The organism is Maridesulfovibrio salinus, assembly GCF_055394525.1.
Window position 1 is genome coordinate 96,091 of sequence record NZ_AP042461.1, and the last position, 15,273, is coordinate 111,363.

A 15,273-nucleotide genomic window follows, 5' to 3' on the forward strand; every position below is an offset into this window, starting at 1 on the left:
AGCTGGACAACTTCAGTCGGCAGAATCAATTCCGCTTTAGATTTCCAAACACAATGGATTTTATGACTGAATTAATAATCAGAAAAACAACCTAAAACAAACACATATCTTGCGGGTCAAAATGACCCGCCAGCCTCTCAATAACCCACACATGAATCCATACTTCCTTCAACATATTGAAATGAAAGACATGAAATTCACCTGATTGACACAATTACCTACCCATAAAATGGCAGACCTGAATTCCAGCGGTTCTATTCTGAACCACTACTCTCCCACAGCAAACAGCGGAAGAGACTGAAATTAAAGCACAAGTAATTTTGGTTCGCATTTTGCTTAAGATAGTCATCCTACGTTGGGTGGGTTAGAAATGGAAAGAGTCAAGTGGGGACACTTTCCAGCTAAACTGTTAAAACTCGGAGTGTGTGTAGTAGCTGATACTTAACAGAATACTATTCTTTAGTGTCCTGCTTATAAATGCAGACAAATCTGTTCCCATTGTATTTTACATGGAAACACGGGCATACTTATTTGTATTTATAATCAATTCCACTGCCAGCATGGGTTATGAAGCTCATTGTTGCTATGTTGGGTATTATCCTTAGGGGTAATCACACACTGGTACTTTTTACTCCGGCTGAGATCAGGATCAGCGTCAAGAACTGTCCATATGGATTACTGTAGACGTTTAAGAACGACATACAGGTAACCCGCAAGTTGCTGAAAACAGAAAACACTGGGACAAGGAGTGTTCGGATACACTTTGTTCCAGTGTTTTCTGCACTTATGATTTGTATGCTGAGATACTCAGGAGAATCCGGTCATGCAGACAGGCTGAGAATTATTACTAAGTGATACTTACAATACTGAGGGATGTCCCGGCATTTCAAATACAGCAGCCAGGTTGAATGCGCTATTCAGCCAAGCCGCTCAGGTTGTCTTTATACCATTCAAGTAGAGAGTTCAGAGGGGAGTCGCCCTCTTTATAAACAAATCTGCTCAAGACCACCGCTCTGGCGCCACCTGCAGAAATAGCCTTTTTACCTTTTTCCCCCGGCTCCCACGGACAAATCACAACCTCCAAGCCGTTTTCCTTAATCAAGCGGGTAAGATTTTCAATATCCTGCCGGGTCCATCTGTCTTCCTGCTGCAGGAAATAAAAATACACATTCAGTCCGAATTCATCGGTCAGGTAAACATATCCATCGGTCAACGCCCCGTAATTACAGGACTCATTCTCAAGAAATGTTTCTTCGAACTCAGTTCTTAACTTGAATAAAGCTGTTTGAAGCTTTTTCAGATTGCCATTAATTATTTGAGCCTGATCCGGAAACAGCATTCCTAGATCATCGGCGACAATCGCACCCATGCGGGTAAGGTTTGCGGGACTTCGCCAGACATAGGGGCAATACTTTCCATCAATCTCAATAAGCGGAACTCCTGCCCCATAACCATCGAGAGGCTTGCCTGCATCAATATTCACAATGCGGAGATTCCCCCTTCTGGCCCAGCGGTACAAAGGATCTCCCGCCCATACCGAGGCAACCGAAATAACTCCTTGAGCCTTTGCCGACTTTTCGAAAAACACCTCCCGGTGCTTCTTGAAATAGGCATTATGGCCCGGCATTGAATATCCGCCGGGAACCACTTTTTGCACTTTTATATTAGTACCTTTGCAAAGAACACTGCAAAGAGCCTGTGTAATATCAAGCGAGGTCAAAACCAGAGGCTTCTTTTCCGCTCCCATTGCAACTGCCGAAATCAAAAGGGACAATATCAAAGGAACGATGACTATAATCTTTTTCATTAGAAACCAGCCTGTCTTAAAGAGCCTGAGAAAGAACGTAGAACGGCAGTACCCGCGAATATGATCGAAGCAACCAGTATGATTGCTCCCCCGGATGGAACCGGAATTTCAAATTGCATAGGTACAATAATCCCGAGAATGCAACTCACAGTTGCGAAAGTTACACTGTAAAAGAAAAACCCTCTGATGGAGTGGCTTACATTGCGGGCTGCGGCAGCAGGAATAATGAGCAGGGCCTCGACCAGTACAGCACCCACTATTTTAAGACAGGCGACTGTTACAACTGTGATCATCATAACGAAAATGTAATCGTAAAGTCTGGCGTTGACTCCCCTGACCATCGCCAGAGAAGGGTTGAAACTGGCCAGCAGCATTCGATTATAAAGCGGGACTCCCACCGCGAGACACAGCCCTCCGATGAAAAACAGCACATTCATATCCGTATCATTAACAGTGAGAATTGATCCGAACAGTATGTTATCCAATACGTGCATATTAACCCTGCCTGTCACATAGAGGAGTACACAGGCTCCCACCGCCAGCGAAATGGAAAGAAAAACACCGATAATTGTATCCTGTGTCATTCTGGTCCGGTTGCGGGTATAGTTCATTGCAAGGGCAAAAATAATGCAAAAACCGAACAGTGATGCATATGGGGCGGTCACCGGTTCACCCAGCAGCACCCCAAAGCAACCCCAGTCAGGGCTGCCTGTCCTACTGCCTGAGAAAAAAATGCCAGCCGTTTAGCTACCACCATTGTCCCGAGTCCTCCCAGCAGAGGGCCGGCAACCAAAGCACAGGCAAGGGCATTAACTACAAATCCATACTGCAGAAACTCGGGGACAAGCCCGGCTCTGGCCCAATCCATCAACGGCAGACGGAAAAGATCATAAAGATTGTCCATAATCAGGCCACTCCGGATGTTTCGGTCGGCGATTTGCCCGGACATGAAAAAATGGTAAAAATCCGTTCCGCAGTAAGTTCCTTTACCGGATCACCTGAAAACAGGACTTCCTTACTGATACAGGTCACCCCATGTGCCATATCGCGAACCGCAGCAAGATCATGATGGATAATCAGAACGGTTGTGCCTGCGGCGGAAAGATCTTCGATAACTCCGTGCATTATGGCCGCCCCGGACCTGTCCAGCCCGGTCGCAGGCTCGTCAAGAATGAGCAGATCCGGTTCAGGCATAAGGGACTGGGCCAGCAGAACCCGCTGCCGTTCACCACCCGAAAGAGAGCCGAACGGTCTGCCGGCCTTATGGATCATGTCCACTTTTGCCAAGGCTGCCTGTATTTCTTTTTTTCTCTCTCCTTTCATACCAAGAAAGGCAGGCCTTCTCTTTTGACCGACCATGGTCATGAAATCCGTAACAGTCATCGGCAGTGTGTCATCAAAATCAAGTGACTGGGGAACATATCCCGTCACAACCTTCTTTCCGCCGCAGACTGAAATATGTCCTGTGTGCGGCATCAGCCCCAGAAGGCAACGCAAAAGCGAGGTCTTTCCTCCTCCATTGGGTCCTATGATGCAGTGTATCGACCCCGCCTCCACTTCAAAAGAAACATCTCGCAGTATCCTGCTACCCCCGAGTTGCAGTCCAACCTTTTCAAAATTTATGGACGGCCCAGCTGTTTTTAAAGATCCTTCAAGCATCTCAACTACCTTCTTTTATTTTACGGGCATCAATAAGCGCATCGGTAAGAGCTTTGAGATTGGCCTCAATCCCTTTTTCAAAGCCGGCCTCTGAATATTCGCCGTAAGTGAGATGGGAAAGATGACGGATTCTGATACCGGTTTCCTTATGGATGGTATCAACATATTTATCTGGGAACGCCATCTCGGTGAAAATGACCTCAACACCCAGTCTTTTGATCTCATCAATGGTTTTCCCAAGCTGGCTGGCTGTCGGCTTCAAACCGTGTCCCGGTTCGATAACCGCTGTGACCTGCAACCCGAAATCCTGAAAAAGGTAGTCATATCCACCATGTATTGTGGCGCAGCGAAAATCCATTGTCGGGAGGTAGGCAATCCGTTTCATATACCGTGCTTTCATCTTGCGAAGACGTCTTGAATATTTACGGGCGTTCCTGCGATATAAATCCGCATTTTGGGGGAACAATCCGCCAAGCTCAGCAGCAATAGTATAAACCTGACGAACCGAAGCAGTGATTGAGACAAATGTGTGAGGATTGACAATCTTTCTACCGTCAAGGTTTCCGCCAACAGGAATCAGGGAGACATCTTTATTGGCCATTACAAGGGGAAGTCTGCCTTTAAGGTCTGCGGCTTCAACTATCTCGAATGCGAATTCATCATGACCGATGCCATTCACCACCAGTGCATCAAGAGTCATGCAGCGCTTGATATCTTCGGGCTGGGGACGATAGTTGTGCGGATTAAAACCTTCGCCGATAAGGGGGACCACCTCTGCAGTGTCGCCGACAACCGCTTTTGTAAAACTGTAGTAGGGATGAAGAGTGACCCCGATTCTGGGTTTAGGGGCTGCCCAAATATTACCGGGAAAAATAAAGATAAAAAGCAGCGCGTATAAAATTTTTCTGACCATTACATAAACTCCTCGCCCTTTGTCTTTTTCATTTCATCTTCCCCCCGTCTGGCGACCACTTCCTTCCAGCCCGTGTTGATCAATGCCTGATCAGTTACAATCACCGGAAATGTTTTATCAGGAGAAGAGTGCATCCATATCTCATAAGGCGCATGTTCCGGAACTCCGGCATTACCCTGCTTTTTTACATGGTCGTGCATTATGACTAGAAGAAAAGTTGAGGAGACAATATCCTGATCCTTGGCAACTCCCCGGTATAAAACTACATGATTCATATTCTGGCTGAGAACCTTACGATCCCAGACTATACTTCCGCTTTTTACCCAGGCAGTGTCCCTGACGAAAGGAGGGATATAATCTTCCTCAAGGTCTCTTACTTCAGGCCATCCGCCTTCATCGGCATGATAATTTTCAATTTCTGCACCGGCGCTTATCAACGCATTAAAAACGGCCAGCTCCTGTGGAGATAATGAACTGTAAGCTTCTATCTGCCACTCAGGTGTTTCTTTATTTCCGTAAGATATATTTCTGAGACCTATACTTGAAGCACTTATCACCAAGGTTATAAGCACAGCCAAGAATACCAGTCTGGTCTCTGTGGATGATCCTGCGGCCCTTACAATGGTAACACAGCGGGGATTATCCTGTTTCGTCATATGGCGGGTCTCACTTGATTAACGCATGACGGCGGAGCGGAGAATCCGCCCCGCCGTATAAATGGAGGATACTTCTGTTGCTGCAGAGTATTCTGTTCGGGGTCTATTTCATATCTACGGCTTTGATCCAGATTACCGCGTCCTGGCTGAGTTCTTTGCCTTTGTGCTCAGTCTCGGGACCTACGCCAAGAGCAGCAAAGCCCCACCATCCGGCTTTGGGAACACCAAAAGTGATGTAACCGTTCTCATCGGAGAAAATGGTCTGAGTCACGAAAGAGTCCTGAGGATAGTCAACGGAAGACTTCGCGGACAGAGAGTTGTTTTTCAGATCGGGCTGATGGCTCATGTACTCAACTTCCACTTCAGCGCCCGCAACGGGTTTTCCGCCTGAAAGAACCTGAGCCTTGAATACGTTCCCGGTCCACATGCCGTAGGGCTTGATAAGGGGGACGATTTCGCAGGGAAGACCTACAGGCTCTGCCCAGTTGCCGGGAACACCCGCAACATTGGCAATGAGCTTGGTGATCTGCTGCATATAGATACCTTCCTCTTTTTCAAAATAGTAGCCGGGCTTCATGACGAAAACGTAATCACCCATGGAACGGACAACTTTCTTGGGGATCTTTGCTTCAAAAGCAGGAGCGCTGGAATGTGGGTTTTTCCATTCAATTTCTTTGAGGTACTGTTTAAGATCGGTCTTTTTGGCTTTGGAATCGCCACGCTGGCTGAGTACATAGAAATCCTCAATGCCACCCATATCCATCATGTGTCCCGCTTCGGCAGGATGGGTGAAGACGATACGCATGTCCATTTCCTGACCTTTATCCATCGCGATCTCAGGGGTATACATCATCATGAAATGTGCAAAAGCGGAACTGCCGAAGGCAAGCACGAAAAGTGCTGCGAGGGGAAGAATCAAACGTTTTTTCATTGGTCACTCCTTAAAAATGAAACTGAATTTTATTTTCAACCAAAATGGTAAAAAATATGCACGAGATAATACGCCCGTGCACAGTTCTACATCCTACTCAACGATGTCGGCGCCATTGACTTCAACCTGATGTCCTTCGCCAGCATCGAAAATTACCATGTATTCACCAGCGGGTTTATCGAAAGTGTACTCGCTGTATTCATTCATCTTGCCATTAATAATGGTTTTACCATTGCCGTCCTTGATGAACATTTTAACACCGGATGCGGATGACCCGTCTGAAAAGCCGCCTTCGCATGTAATGGTGTTGTCTCCATTGTCGAAACAACTCATGAGCGGACTGTGGGCAAAAGCCTGCCCCGCAAAAGCAAGCATAGCAGCCAGAGTGAGTGTAATTGCGATTTTTTTCATACCAATTCCTCCTTAAGAACAGTTTTGTTGAACTGAATTTGTAGTTAAAATCTCTTTTACGGCCCTCTCTTCAGGTGTCGGAATCAAGGCCGAAATCAGAGTCGCTGCAACACATACAGCGTAAAAAACCCACATGGCCTGAAAACCGGTTAATTCCAGAAGCGATCCGCCGGTAAAGACCAGGCTGGCGACAAATATTCCGAGCAGGGTCTGAAAACCGATAGAGAAAAACATCCACTTTGTTGAGTTTGTCTGGTGCCGAACCATTATAGAAGTAGGCACGCAGGGCGGGTAAAGAGCCATGAAAAGCATGAGAGCCAGAGCATGCAAGGGAGTAAATCCGCTTTCTCCAGCCTTCATACTCTCCTGAACAGACTGCCCGGAATCATCAATCCCATAAATTGATCCCAGGGTCGCTGCGCTGTTTTCCTTTGCCGCAAAGGCGGAAAGCAGCGCGATATTTATTTTCCAATTGAAACCGGCAAACTGTGTGACAGGCTCAAGAGCACGTCCCAATGAGCCCAGAAAACTGGACTTGAAACGGTCCGCGCGAATCTCACGGCGCAGTTCCTTGCGGGTATTAAGCAGTTTCCTGAAAGCGCGGTTTAGCTGCCTGCCTTCAGGCCCGACCCTTTTTGCAACTGCGTAGAAAACCGGATCAACGATTTCAAATCCCCTGTTTATTTCAGCTGCCTTTTCTCGATCAGCAACTCCGATCTTGGCTTCCTTGAGGCTTTCATTGAAATGAATCAGATCAATAACATTATCTGCTGTTATGTAATTCCTGTAACCTGTCTTATCCACCTCAGTAACAAATGAATTGATTGAAGCGTCCCGGCGGGATTCATAATCAGCCATGCGCTCTTCTGACAATCCGGGGAAATTTATAAGAACAAATACAACAACGGCGATAGCGGCGACCACAGTGATTATCTTCTTTACAAAAAGCCAGATACGCTCAGAAGCCCGCCGGAGGACACCAGTTAAAGTTGGGAGATGGTAAGGTGGCATTTCCATAAGAAACGGAGCGCTTTGGTGATTTTTCAATACAGTGACTGAAAGCAGCTTAGCCACCGGCAGCGCCATGAAGAGAGTTACAGTCGCAATGAAAAACATCGCAAGACCACCGGTTTCAGCAAAGTATGAACTGATAAGAATCAGGTAAAGGGGAACCTTTGCGAGGCAATTCATCATCGGAACAATCATTATTGTCGCCAGTCGGGCCCTTTCATCAGGTATCGCCTTGGTTGAAATAACTCCGGGGATAGCACATCCCCCTACATAGACTCCCCCGAGAATCATTGGCAGTGTGGACTGCCCATGCAGACCGAACCGTCTGAAGACCCTGTCCAGTATAAAAGCCATACGCGGCATGTATCCACTGTCCTCAAGTATGGCGATCAGGCAGAACAGCAGGAAAAATATCGGCAGATAGTTGAGTATTGATGTAACGGATTTAAGAACCCAGATCAGAAGAGATCTCAAAAGGGGATCGGTCATAAACCCGGCATGAGGCAGTAGATCCTGCGTGCGGTTTTCAATACCTGCCCAGAAAGGCCAGACTACCTGCGCAAGCCAACCGCCGAAAACTATCGATACCTGATAAAGGACAAAAAGAACCGCCACCAGTATGATCGGCCCGGTAAAACGCCCGCACACATACCTGTCCACTACATCGGAAAAATCATGTTTTCCCTTATCGGACTGAGAAACCACCTTTCGGGCAATACTTGCGCAGACGGAATGACGGGTGAAAGCAATGTGTCGTTCAAGAGGATTCCCGACAACCGAACTTGCCTCTTCCCTTATCTGCTCGGCTTTTTGAACAACTGCCTCCCAATCAGCATGATTGTCCCTCAGCAACTCGACCGCCTGTACACTTCCCTCAAGCAACTTTACCGCCAGCCAGCGTACCGGATACTGGGCACTTAAGACCGGATTTTTTTCCAGGAGTTCCTCTATTTCAGGGATATATTTCTCAAGGGCCCCGTAATCCACATGGAAATCGGGTTTTGCTCCACAGGCAGACAACTCTTCTATTGCCCTGCGGATATCTTCACGCCCGGAACCTCTCTTTGCCGCAGATCCCACAACAGGAATTCCCAGCAGTTGCTGAAGCCTATAGATATCTATTTCCTGTCCCCGGCGTTCCGCCACGTCCATCATATTTAAATTCAGGATAGTGGAAATCTGCATTTCAAGAATCTGAACAGTCAGGTAAAGGTTGCGTTTAAGATTTGAGGCATCCACAACATCAACAACAACCTCCGGGCTGTCGTTCAGCAAGAAATCACACGATACTCTTTCTTCAAGGGAATATGAGCTTAAGCTGTAAATACCGGGCAGATCCACCAGCTCGACACGGATACTCTCCAGATCGAAAGCACCGCTTTTCTTTTCAACAGTCACGCCGGGATAATTGGCGACATGTTGCCGTGCCCCGGTCAGCATATTGAAAACTGTGGATTTCCCGCAGTTCGGCTGCCCTGCAAGGGCAACCAGAAGATTACTCCCCTTCATGCTACTCTACCTCGATATGCCTTGCTTCAATGTGACGAATTGAAAGGTGGTAACCTTCTAAACGCAGTTCAACCGGATCAAGAAACGGGGCATTGCGTACAACAAGGATTTCAGCCCCGGGATAGAACCCCATATCCATCAGGCGCTGTCCCAGTGCCCCTGTGGCGGAGACATCTTTCATTACGCAATTGCTACCCGGCTGCATTTCATCCAAAGTCATATCTCACCAGTCTCGTAATATTTAGTTTCCCGAGCCTTATCGCATCTAACATGCGTCCAGTCGGTATTGATATTAATTTTCGATCTCACTTTAAAGATGAAGCTCGACATGGTCAATCAAAAAATAAATTCATTTTCAATTACATTTAGAACGCTTGAATCTCCGTCAATATAATGAAGAAAAACTAAATGTCCATAAACTCCACCAACCTGAAATCTATGGAATAAACATCCTCCATAAATTCTTCTCCGCACTCCATGGCAGTTTCATTCTCCTCATGGTAGCGCCACTTAACTACCACTTCGCAGCCTGCGTCCGCGTGTTCATCCAAAAGATCAAATAAGTCCATAAAGGTCTTGGACGAAGAACTGTTGAAATAAAGAAGCTCCATCACCAACTCGAATCTGTCCGGGCTGGCTTCGGCGAAATATTGCTCAAGCCACTTGAACATTGGCTTGTAGAAATTCCAGCAATTCTCAGGATAAGATTCACCGGTAATTTTAAAAAGATCATTATCAGGATCAAAGTCAATTTCAGGAGAAGACTTTGTCGCTGCCACTCTATACGCATCCATGCCTGTCTCCTAAACCGTAACTACTTTCATCATAAAAAAAGAACTGTCCCCGTCTATCGGGATTATAGCGTAATCAAGGGGCCGGGCCGCTTTTCGGGCCATTTCGATAAACCCCAGTCCAGCGCCTTTCCGGCTTTCATTTATCTTCATTTTACGGCGTTCTTTGTAATAGGCCTTTAAATCTTCTTTGCTCATGTCCTGAATGACATCTATCCTGCGTGCAAGAGATTCGCTTTCATCATTTCTTATTCTGTTTCCGCAGGCAATAAAATAACTGCCGTCTGTTTCGCGACCGACTAGAAGGGTTCCGAAAGCGATCTCACCTTCCCATCCCCCTGTCGTCTCTATCCGTTCTGCGGAATACCTGACGATATTCTGCATCTGCTCAACCAGTACGGAGAAAACCCGCTGTACAGCACCCATTCCGGTTGAATCAGCCTTGAGCTTGTCCCGCAGCATATCGGCTATTCCTTCAACAACAGTCTGCGAAACAGGTCCGTTGAAATACAATATGGTTCCACACTTGTGCATCTCTTCATAATATTTGTACAACTCTATAGCCATTTCATCCTCATCAGCTTAATTCAAAACCCAGTACGGTAACATCATCCCGCCTTGCTTCCATCCCCTGATACTCACTAAGCACCTTGCCAAGGCAATCACCCTGTTCAGTAATCGCGGTTTTCAGGTTATCCCCCATGAACCGCATCAATCTTTTTTTGCCGAAAGGAAAACCCTTGGAGCCACCAACCTGGTCAGTTATCCCGTCAGTAGCCAGATAAAAACGCATCCCTTGTTCAACATCCAGTTCATGGTCAGTAAATTTGTAGTCGCCCGGAGATCGCACATAACCCACACCACAACGATCACCCTTAATCAAACGAGTCCCTTTACCGTCAACGACATATAGTGGAAGGTTGGCCCCGGCAAAAACAAGCTTTCTCCGCTCCGGTTCAACGTAACAGAGAGCGCAATCCATGCCGTCGTCCGAATGCGAACTTTTGCAATGCTGACCGAGAGCATCCTTGATCTGGATATTCATTGACTCCAGCACACTGGCCGGACTGGACGAGGTTACCGTTGCCGATCTCTCAAGAAGTGACTGTACAATCAAAGTCATGAAAGCTCCCGGAACTCCATGCCCGGTGCAGTCAATCACGCCGATGAAATAACCGCTGCCCCACGGCCTGCACCAATACGAATCTCCGCCGACAGAATCCCTTTGCTCCCATAAAAGAAAATGGTTTGGAATAACCTCTTCCAGCTTACGGGCTCCATTCAGGAAAGCAGTTTGAATAAGGCTCGCGTATTCAATGCTCTCTTCGATCTGGTGCTTAGCAGCGGTCAAATCAGTCATCGCCTTTTCAAGTTTCTTCTCCCGGACGGCGATGGTGTATCCCATCCAGTGCATATTCCGCTTGAGGGCTATGAAATCATGGCCTGCCACACCATCCGGCAGCTTTTCAGTCGGTTCGTAGTTTCCCTGTTTGAGCATCCGGCATTGTTCATTAAGGTCATTGATACAATTCAAAGCAACCACGTGGCTCAAAAGCTTTGAAAAAGGCACGACCAGAACCACTGCGACAGTTACCAAAGCCACCAGCAGATTGGTTGTCTCGGCAGGGCCCTTCGAATCAAGCATCAGAAGGACGGAGAGTGGTAATATCACCATCAGCAGCGTCAGAATAAACACCATTTTGCGCTGGACACTCCAGTTCAGCAGCGGGCTGAACAGATTTAAAAACAGGCTCATTGTCGGCAGGACCTCCTGTTGTCAAAAGCTTCACCATGCCCGGGCCCAGCCTGTTCACAAGAACCGCGGTAGACTTCCGTTCTATCTCTTCCATTAGCTTTGGCTGCATACAGCGCTATATCGGCGTGCTTGATGATACTGTCCAGATCATCTCCCTCCTGATACGCGCAAAGCCCCTGACTCACTGTTATGGACAGATTTCCGCGCCCCGCTCTGATTTCTGCTCTGCGGACATTCGTATTTATCCGTTCGGCAACGATCCCCGCCTCATCCCTGCCCGTCTGAGGAAGCAAAACAATAAACTCCTCTCCGCCAATCCGGGCCACCACATCAATTTCTCGTACTGACCTGCAAAGGATGCCGGCCAGCTCCACAAGGACCAAGTCCCCTACGTCATGCCCGTAATTATCATTGACCTTTTTGAAGTAATCCACATCAACAAGAATAAGGGAACAAGGCTGATTGCCGCGCACGGTTCGCAGCATCTCCCGCCCGGCCAATTCCATGAAGTACCCCCGATTCCAGAGGCCGGTGAGACTGTCAGTTCGAGCCAGACGGCACATTTCCTCCATCATAGCCTTGCGTTCGGTTACATCTCTTAAAACCCCCGCAACTCCCCTGCAGGCGTCACCATCATCTCCGTCGTGTATAACCGACGCACTTATCTCAACCCAGAGCACACTGCCCTTGGGACTGTAGACCGTCACCTCAAAATTTTTCAATTCTCCTGCAGCAAGCAATTCCTGGTACCGATCAAAATCTTCTGAATTGCAAAAGAGCGACCTTATGTTTTTTATTGCTGCCATGAAGTCATCAGGCTCAGAATAGCCGAACATCGAAGCCAAAGCAGGATTGGCCTCGACAAGATCCCCATATGGACTGCACCGGTATATACCCTCGGTAACATTTTCAAATATTCCACGGTACTTCTGCTCACTTATGGACAGGCTATGGTTAAGATCATTCAGAGTGAGCTGCATGCGGTCCCCCATGGTCACCAGACGTCTGCTTTGCCGCAATAATTTTGAATAACCTTTCACAAGCTCTTCAAACGTATCTCTGGTCACTGTGCAGCTGCATTTTCCGGCCTGAAGCACATCAAAAGACTTATCCAGCAGCCGTTGTTCCTTGTAAAAAAAATCTGTAGCCATATCTCTCCACCCCCGGAGACCCCGATTATTTTGCAATCTCTTTGTCGAGATTGAATGTCGTTTTCAATCGATAGTGGTAACCATCTTCAAAGTCAAGCCTGTTATGAACACAAATCATCACGACTAAATCACGAAACAGAACAGAGATTCCCAATTCATATTTTTCACCGTCAAACGGCAAAAACATAATTGTGTTTTCTTTTATTGATTTCGCTTTTCATTTTCACTATCGTCCGCCGCAAACACTATAACCAACCAGGGTGGTCATGATCGTATCCCGCGCACCCCGCCAATATTCATGGACACCTGTAATAGGCTAAGAGATGCAGTATACATTCAAACTTTCGCATAAAATAGTTTTCGGGATGCTCGTTTTCCTCATTTGCGCAATGGGACTTGGAGCTGTTTCGATTTTTACACTTGATGTGCTGACCCGGAAAATGGAAACCCGTAACAGGCTGGAAGAAATTGTCTCTCTAGCTGTAGAAGCTCAGGAAGACGCTCTGGACTGGCTGGCACACCGTGAAGAACTCTCAATGAAATCAGGTGAAAATAGCCATGAGAGTCCGGAAGTAAAATATACGGTGAAAGCATCGGAAGTAAGAGAAACTCTGGGACATGCTTTGGAAACCACCAGCAATGAATTGCTCATTTCCGACATAACCATGCTTCAGACCGGATTCAATAATTTCGATCACAGTTTTGATAAATTCCAGAACAATTTCAACGCGGGAACAGAAATAGTCAAAGGGCTGCGGGAAACGTCTGTTCAGATTCTTGCCAAAGCTCTATCCCTCCAGAAAAGCATTGATCGTAGCGCACGCAGAACCGAAAAGAAGATCAGAGAACTCAGAAAACGGGCAATGTCAGCTGAAGACGGGCAGGATTATCAGAATATTGCCCGGGAACTGTCTGGAGCAGTAGAGGAAATGCAGGCTATTACTGAAAAACGGCAGACTTCCGCCATACTGCTGAACAAACCTCTGGGGTTTCAAGAAATGGCCAAGGATTTCATTCTATATAAAGATGAAAAAAGCGGCTCAGGTCTTATAGTAGACATAGAGAAACTCCTCGGCATTGACAAAGAAGCAACTATGGGAGCTTCATACCCCCAATTCTCCCCTCTCTTCACATCAAAAAGAGAAAAACTCCTTTTTAACTCCATAGTAGAGCTGACCAATCAATATTACCAAAGTTTCAAGGCCTACTTTGACCTGAGCCTTGAAATGAAAAAAGATATGGCTTCAATGGATTCTGCAAGAATTGAACTTCAGGAAATGGCTAGACAGTTCCGGAGCAGCCAGGTTTCACAGTATACCGCCATGCAGCAGAAAGCAGGGACCACGGTTAAAGGTATTACCGGGATTGCAGCGGTTATCGGGCTGCTGCTGATCATACTCAGCAGAACCATTATCATTAACCCACTACGCCGGATCATCGGCGAGATATCTCAGGTCAGCAACGGCCTCGGCTCGGGTAGTGCAGACCTTAGCCACCGCATAGCAGAAAAGGGACAGGGAGAACTCGGTCAGCTCACCCAAGCATTCAACAGGCTGATGGCTCTGATCAGTGAAGACAGGAAAAGAGTGGAAGAGGCCTCGGCCAAGGCAGAAAAGGAAGCCCGGTCGGCAAAAGAAGCATTGCAGGGACTCAATGAAGCACAGGAAAAAGCAGAGGGCGCCCGCAGAGAAGCTATTATAGATGTTGTCCGCAAACTTGAGCAGGTTGTTAACGGGCTTTCGCACACCTCGGATGATATTTCAGCACATGTAAAAGAATCCAGCTCCAGAGCATTGGAGCAGCAGGAAAGCCTTGTTGAATCATCCTCCGCTCTTTCCCAGATGACAGAATCCATTCAGGACGTCGCCCGCAGTTGTTCCGATGCGGTCATAGGTGCTGGAGAAGCCACTGAAACTGCGACGAAAGGAGCTGAAATGACCTCCGAAGCAGTTAAAGCTATCTTCCACGTTAAAGAACAAAGCGACCTGCTGAAGGAAAATCTTAACGAAATGAACATTCAGGTCGGAGACATTACCAGAATCATGTCCGTTGTCAGTGACATTGCGGATCAGACCAACCTGCTGGCCCTTAATGCGGCCATTGAAGCAGCCCGGGCGGGAGACGCGGGCAGAGGCTTCGCAGTTGTGGCGGATGAAGTACGAAATCTCGCTGAGAAAACCATGGAAGCGACTAAAGATGTAACCAATGTGGTTAGAACCATCCAGCATAGTTCAAAGGCCAACGTGGAAAGCATGGAGGTTGCCTCCCAGTCAATACTGAGCAGCACCCGCCTCGCGGAACAGGCTGGAGATGCTCTTGATGAAATAGTGGCCCTTGTGGAAGGGGTTACCGGACAGGTTCAGAATATTTCAGCAGCCACAGAGCAACAGTCTGTCTCTTCGGACCAGATCAACTCAACCTCGCAGGACATAAACCGCATGGCCGAAGCAACTACAGGTTCCATGGAAAAATCGCTCGGCTCCGCTGAAAATCTGGCCAGCCTTGCTGCCGAACTCAGAACTCTCATAGAAAACCTTGAGGCAGAATCTGAAGGCAGTTCAGCTCCGAAATCGCATCGACACATCCCTGATTTCTCAACAATTCCGGAATCGGGAAAAACAGGAATCCAGTAATACCTGAATAAAAAACGGGCCGAGCAGGAACATTCCCATCGGCCC

13 protein-coding genes and 1 pseudogene are annotated in these 15,273 nt (G+C 47.3%); 1 reads left to right on the top strand and 13 read right to left on the bottom strand.

Annotated features, from left to right (window positions below; all coding sequences use genetic code 11):
* Nucleotides 1-913 precede the first annotated feature (913 nt).
* The 13 genes and pseudogenes from ACZ5PW_RS00430 to ACZ5PW_RS00490 form a co-directional block, all read right to left on the bottom strand.
* Entirely contained in the window at nucleotides 914-1,807 is an 894-nt protein-coding gene (locus ACZ5PW_RS00430) for a metal ABC transporter substrate-binding protein (protein ID WP_464556999.1), read from the bottom strand.
* Nucleotides 1,807-2,756, bottom strand: a pseudogene (locus ACZ5PW_RS00435) (metal ABC transporter permease). The gene ACZ5PW_RS00430 and the pseudogene ACZ5PW_RS00435 overlap by 1 nt, the downstream one beginning before the upstream one ends.
* Nucleotides 2,714-3,466, bottom strand: a complete 753-nt coding sequence (locus tag ACZ5PW_RS00440; RefSeq protein ID WP_464557002.1) for a metal ABC transporter ATP-binding protein — start codon at nucleotides 3,464-3,466, stop codon at nucleotides 2,714-2,716. The pseudogene ACZ5PW_RS00435 and the gene ACZ5PW_RS00440 overlap by 43 nt, the downstream one beginning before the upstream one ends.
* Before the next feature lies 1 nt (nucleotide 3,467).
* On the bottom strand, nucleotides 3,468-4,379 hold the full coding sequence (locus ACZ5PW_RS00445) for a metal ABC transporter solute-binding protein, Zn/Mn family (protein ID WP_464557004.1): 912 nt from the start codon (nucleotides 4,377-4,379) through the stop codon (nucleotides 3,468-3,470).
* Nucleotides 4,379-5,035: a DUF6162 family protein gene (locus ACZ5PW_RS00450; RefSeq protein ID WP_464557006.1), complete on the bottom strand. Its 657-nt coding sequence runs from the start codon at nucleotides 5,033-5,035 to the stop codon at nucleotides 4,379-4,381. Before ACZ5PW_RS00450 ends, ACZ5PW_RS00445 begins: the two co-directional genes overlap by 1 nt.
* 103 nt (nucleotides 5,036-5,138) lie before the next feature.
* Nucleotides 5,139-5,966, bottom strand: coding sequence for a DUF4198 domain-containing protein (locus tag ACZ5PW_RS00455; protein ID WP_464557007.1), 828 nt, complete (start codon nucleotides 5,964-5,966; stop codon nucleotides 5,139-5,141).
* 93 nt (nucleotides 5,967-6,059) lie between these two features.
* Entirely contained in the window at nucleotides 6,060-6,377 is a 318-nt protein-coding gene (locus ACZ5PW_RS00460) for a hypothetical protein (RefSeq protein ID WP_464557008.1), read from the bottom strand.
* A gap of 12 nt (nucleotides 6,378-6,389) precedes the next feature.
* Nucleotides 6,390-8,897, bottom strand: coding sequence for a ferrous iron transport protein B (gene feoB / locus ACZ5PW_RS00465; protein ID WP_464557009.1), 2,508 nt, complete (start codon nucleotides 8,895-8,897; stop codon nucleotides 6,390-6,392).
* Between the two features lies 1 nt (nucleotide 8,898).
* On the bottom strand, nucleotides 8,899-9,117 hold the full coding sequence (locus ACZ5PW_RS00470; RefSeq protein ID WP_464557010.1) for a FeoA family protein: 219 nt from the start codon (nucleotides 9,115-9,117) through the stop codon (nucleotides 8,899-8,901).
* Between the two features lie 184 nt (nucleotides 9,118-9,301).
* Entirely contained in the window at nucleotides 9,302-9,691 is a 390-nt protein-coding gene (locus tag ACZ5PW_RS00475) for a DUF1987 domain-containing protein (RefSeq protein WP_464557013.1), read from the bottom strand.
* A 9-nt stretch (nucleotides 9,692-9,700) separates the two neighbouring features.
* The gene (locus ACZ5PW_RS00480; RefSeq protein ID WP_464557017.1) at nucleotides 9,701-10,255 is read right to left on the bottom strand and encodes a SiaB family protein kinase; all 555 of its coding nucleotides are present in this window, start codon (nucleotides 10,253-10,255) and stop codon (nucleotides 9,701-9,703) included.
* Nucleotides 10,256-10,265: 10 nt separating this feature from the next.
* Nucleotides 10,266-11,444: a PP2C family protein-serine/threonine phosphatase gene (locus tag ACZ5PW_RS00485; protein WP_464557022.1), complete on the bottom strand. Its 1,179-nt coding sequence runs from the start codon at nucleotides 11,442-11,444 to the stop codon at nucleotides 10,266-10,268.
* Complete coding sequence (locus tag ACZ5PW_RS00490; protein WP_464557023.1) at nucleotides 11,441-12,595, bottom strand: GGDEF domain-containing protein; 1,155 nt, start codon at nucleotides 12,593-12,595, stop codon at nucleotides 11,441-11,443. The genes ACZ5PW_RS00485 and ACZ5PW_RS00490 overlap by 4 nt, the downstream gene beginning before the upstream one ends.
* 323 nt (nucleotides 12,596-12,918) lie before the next feature.
* Here ACZ5PW_RS00490 and ACZ5PW_RS00495 point away from each other — a divergent pair, with 323 nt between their 5' ends.
* Nucleotides 12,919-15,228, top strand: coding sequence for a methyl-accepting chemotaxis protein (locus ACZ5PW_RS00495; protein WP_464557024.1), 2,310 nt, complete (start codon nucleotides 12,919-12,921; stop codon nucleotides 15,226-15,228).
* Nucleotides 15,229-15,273 lie beyond the last annotated feature (45 nt).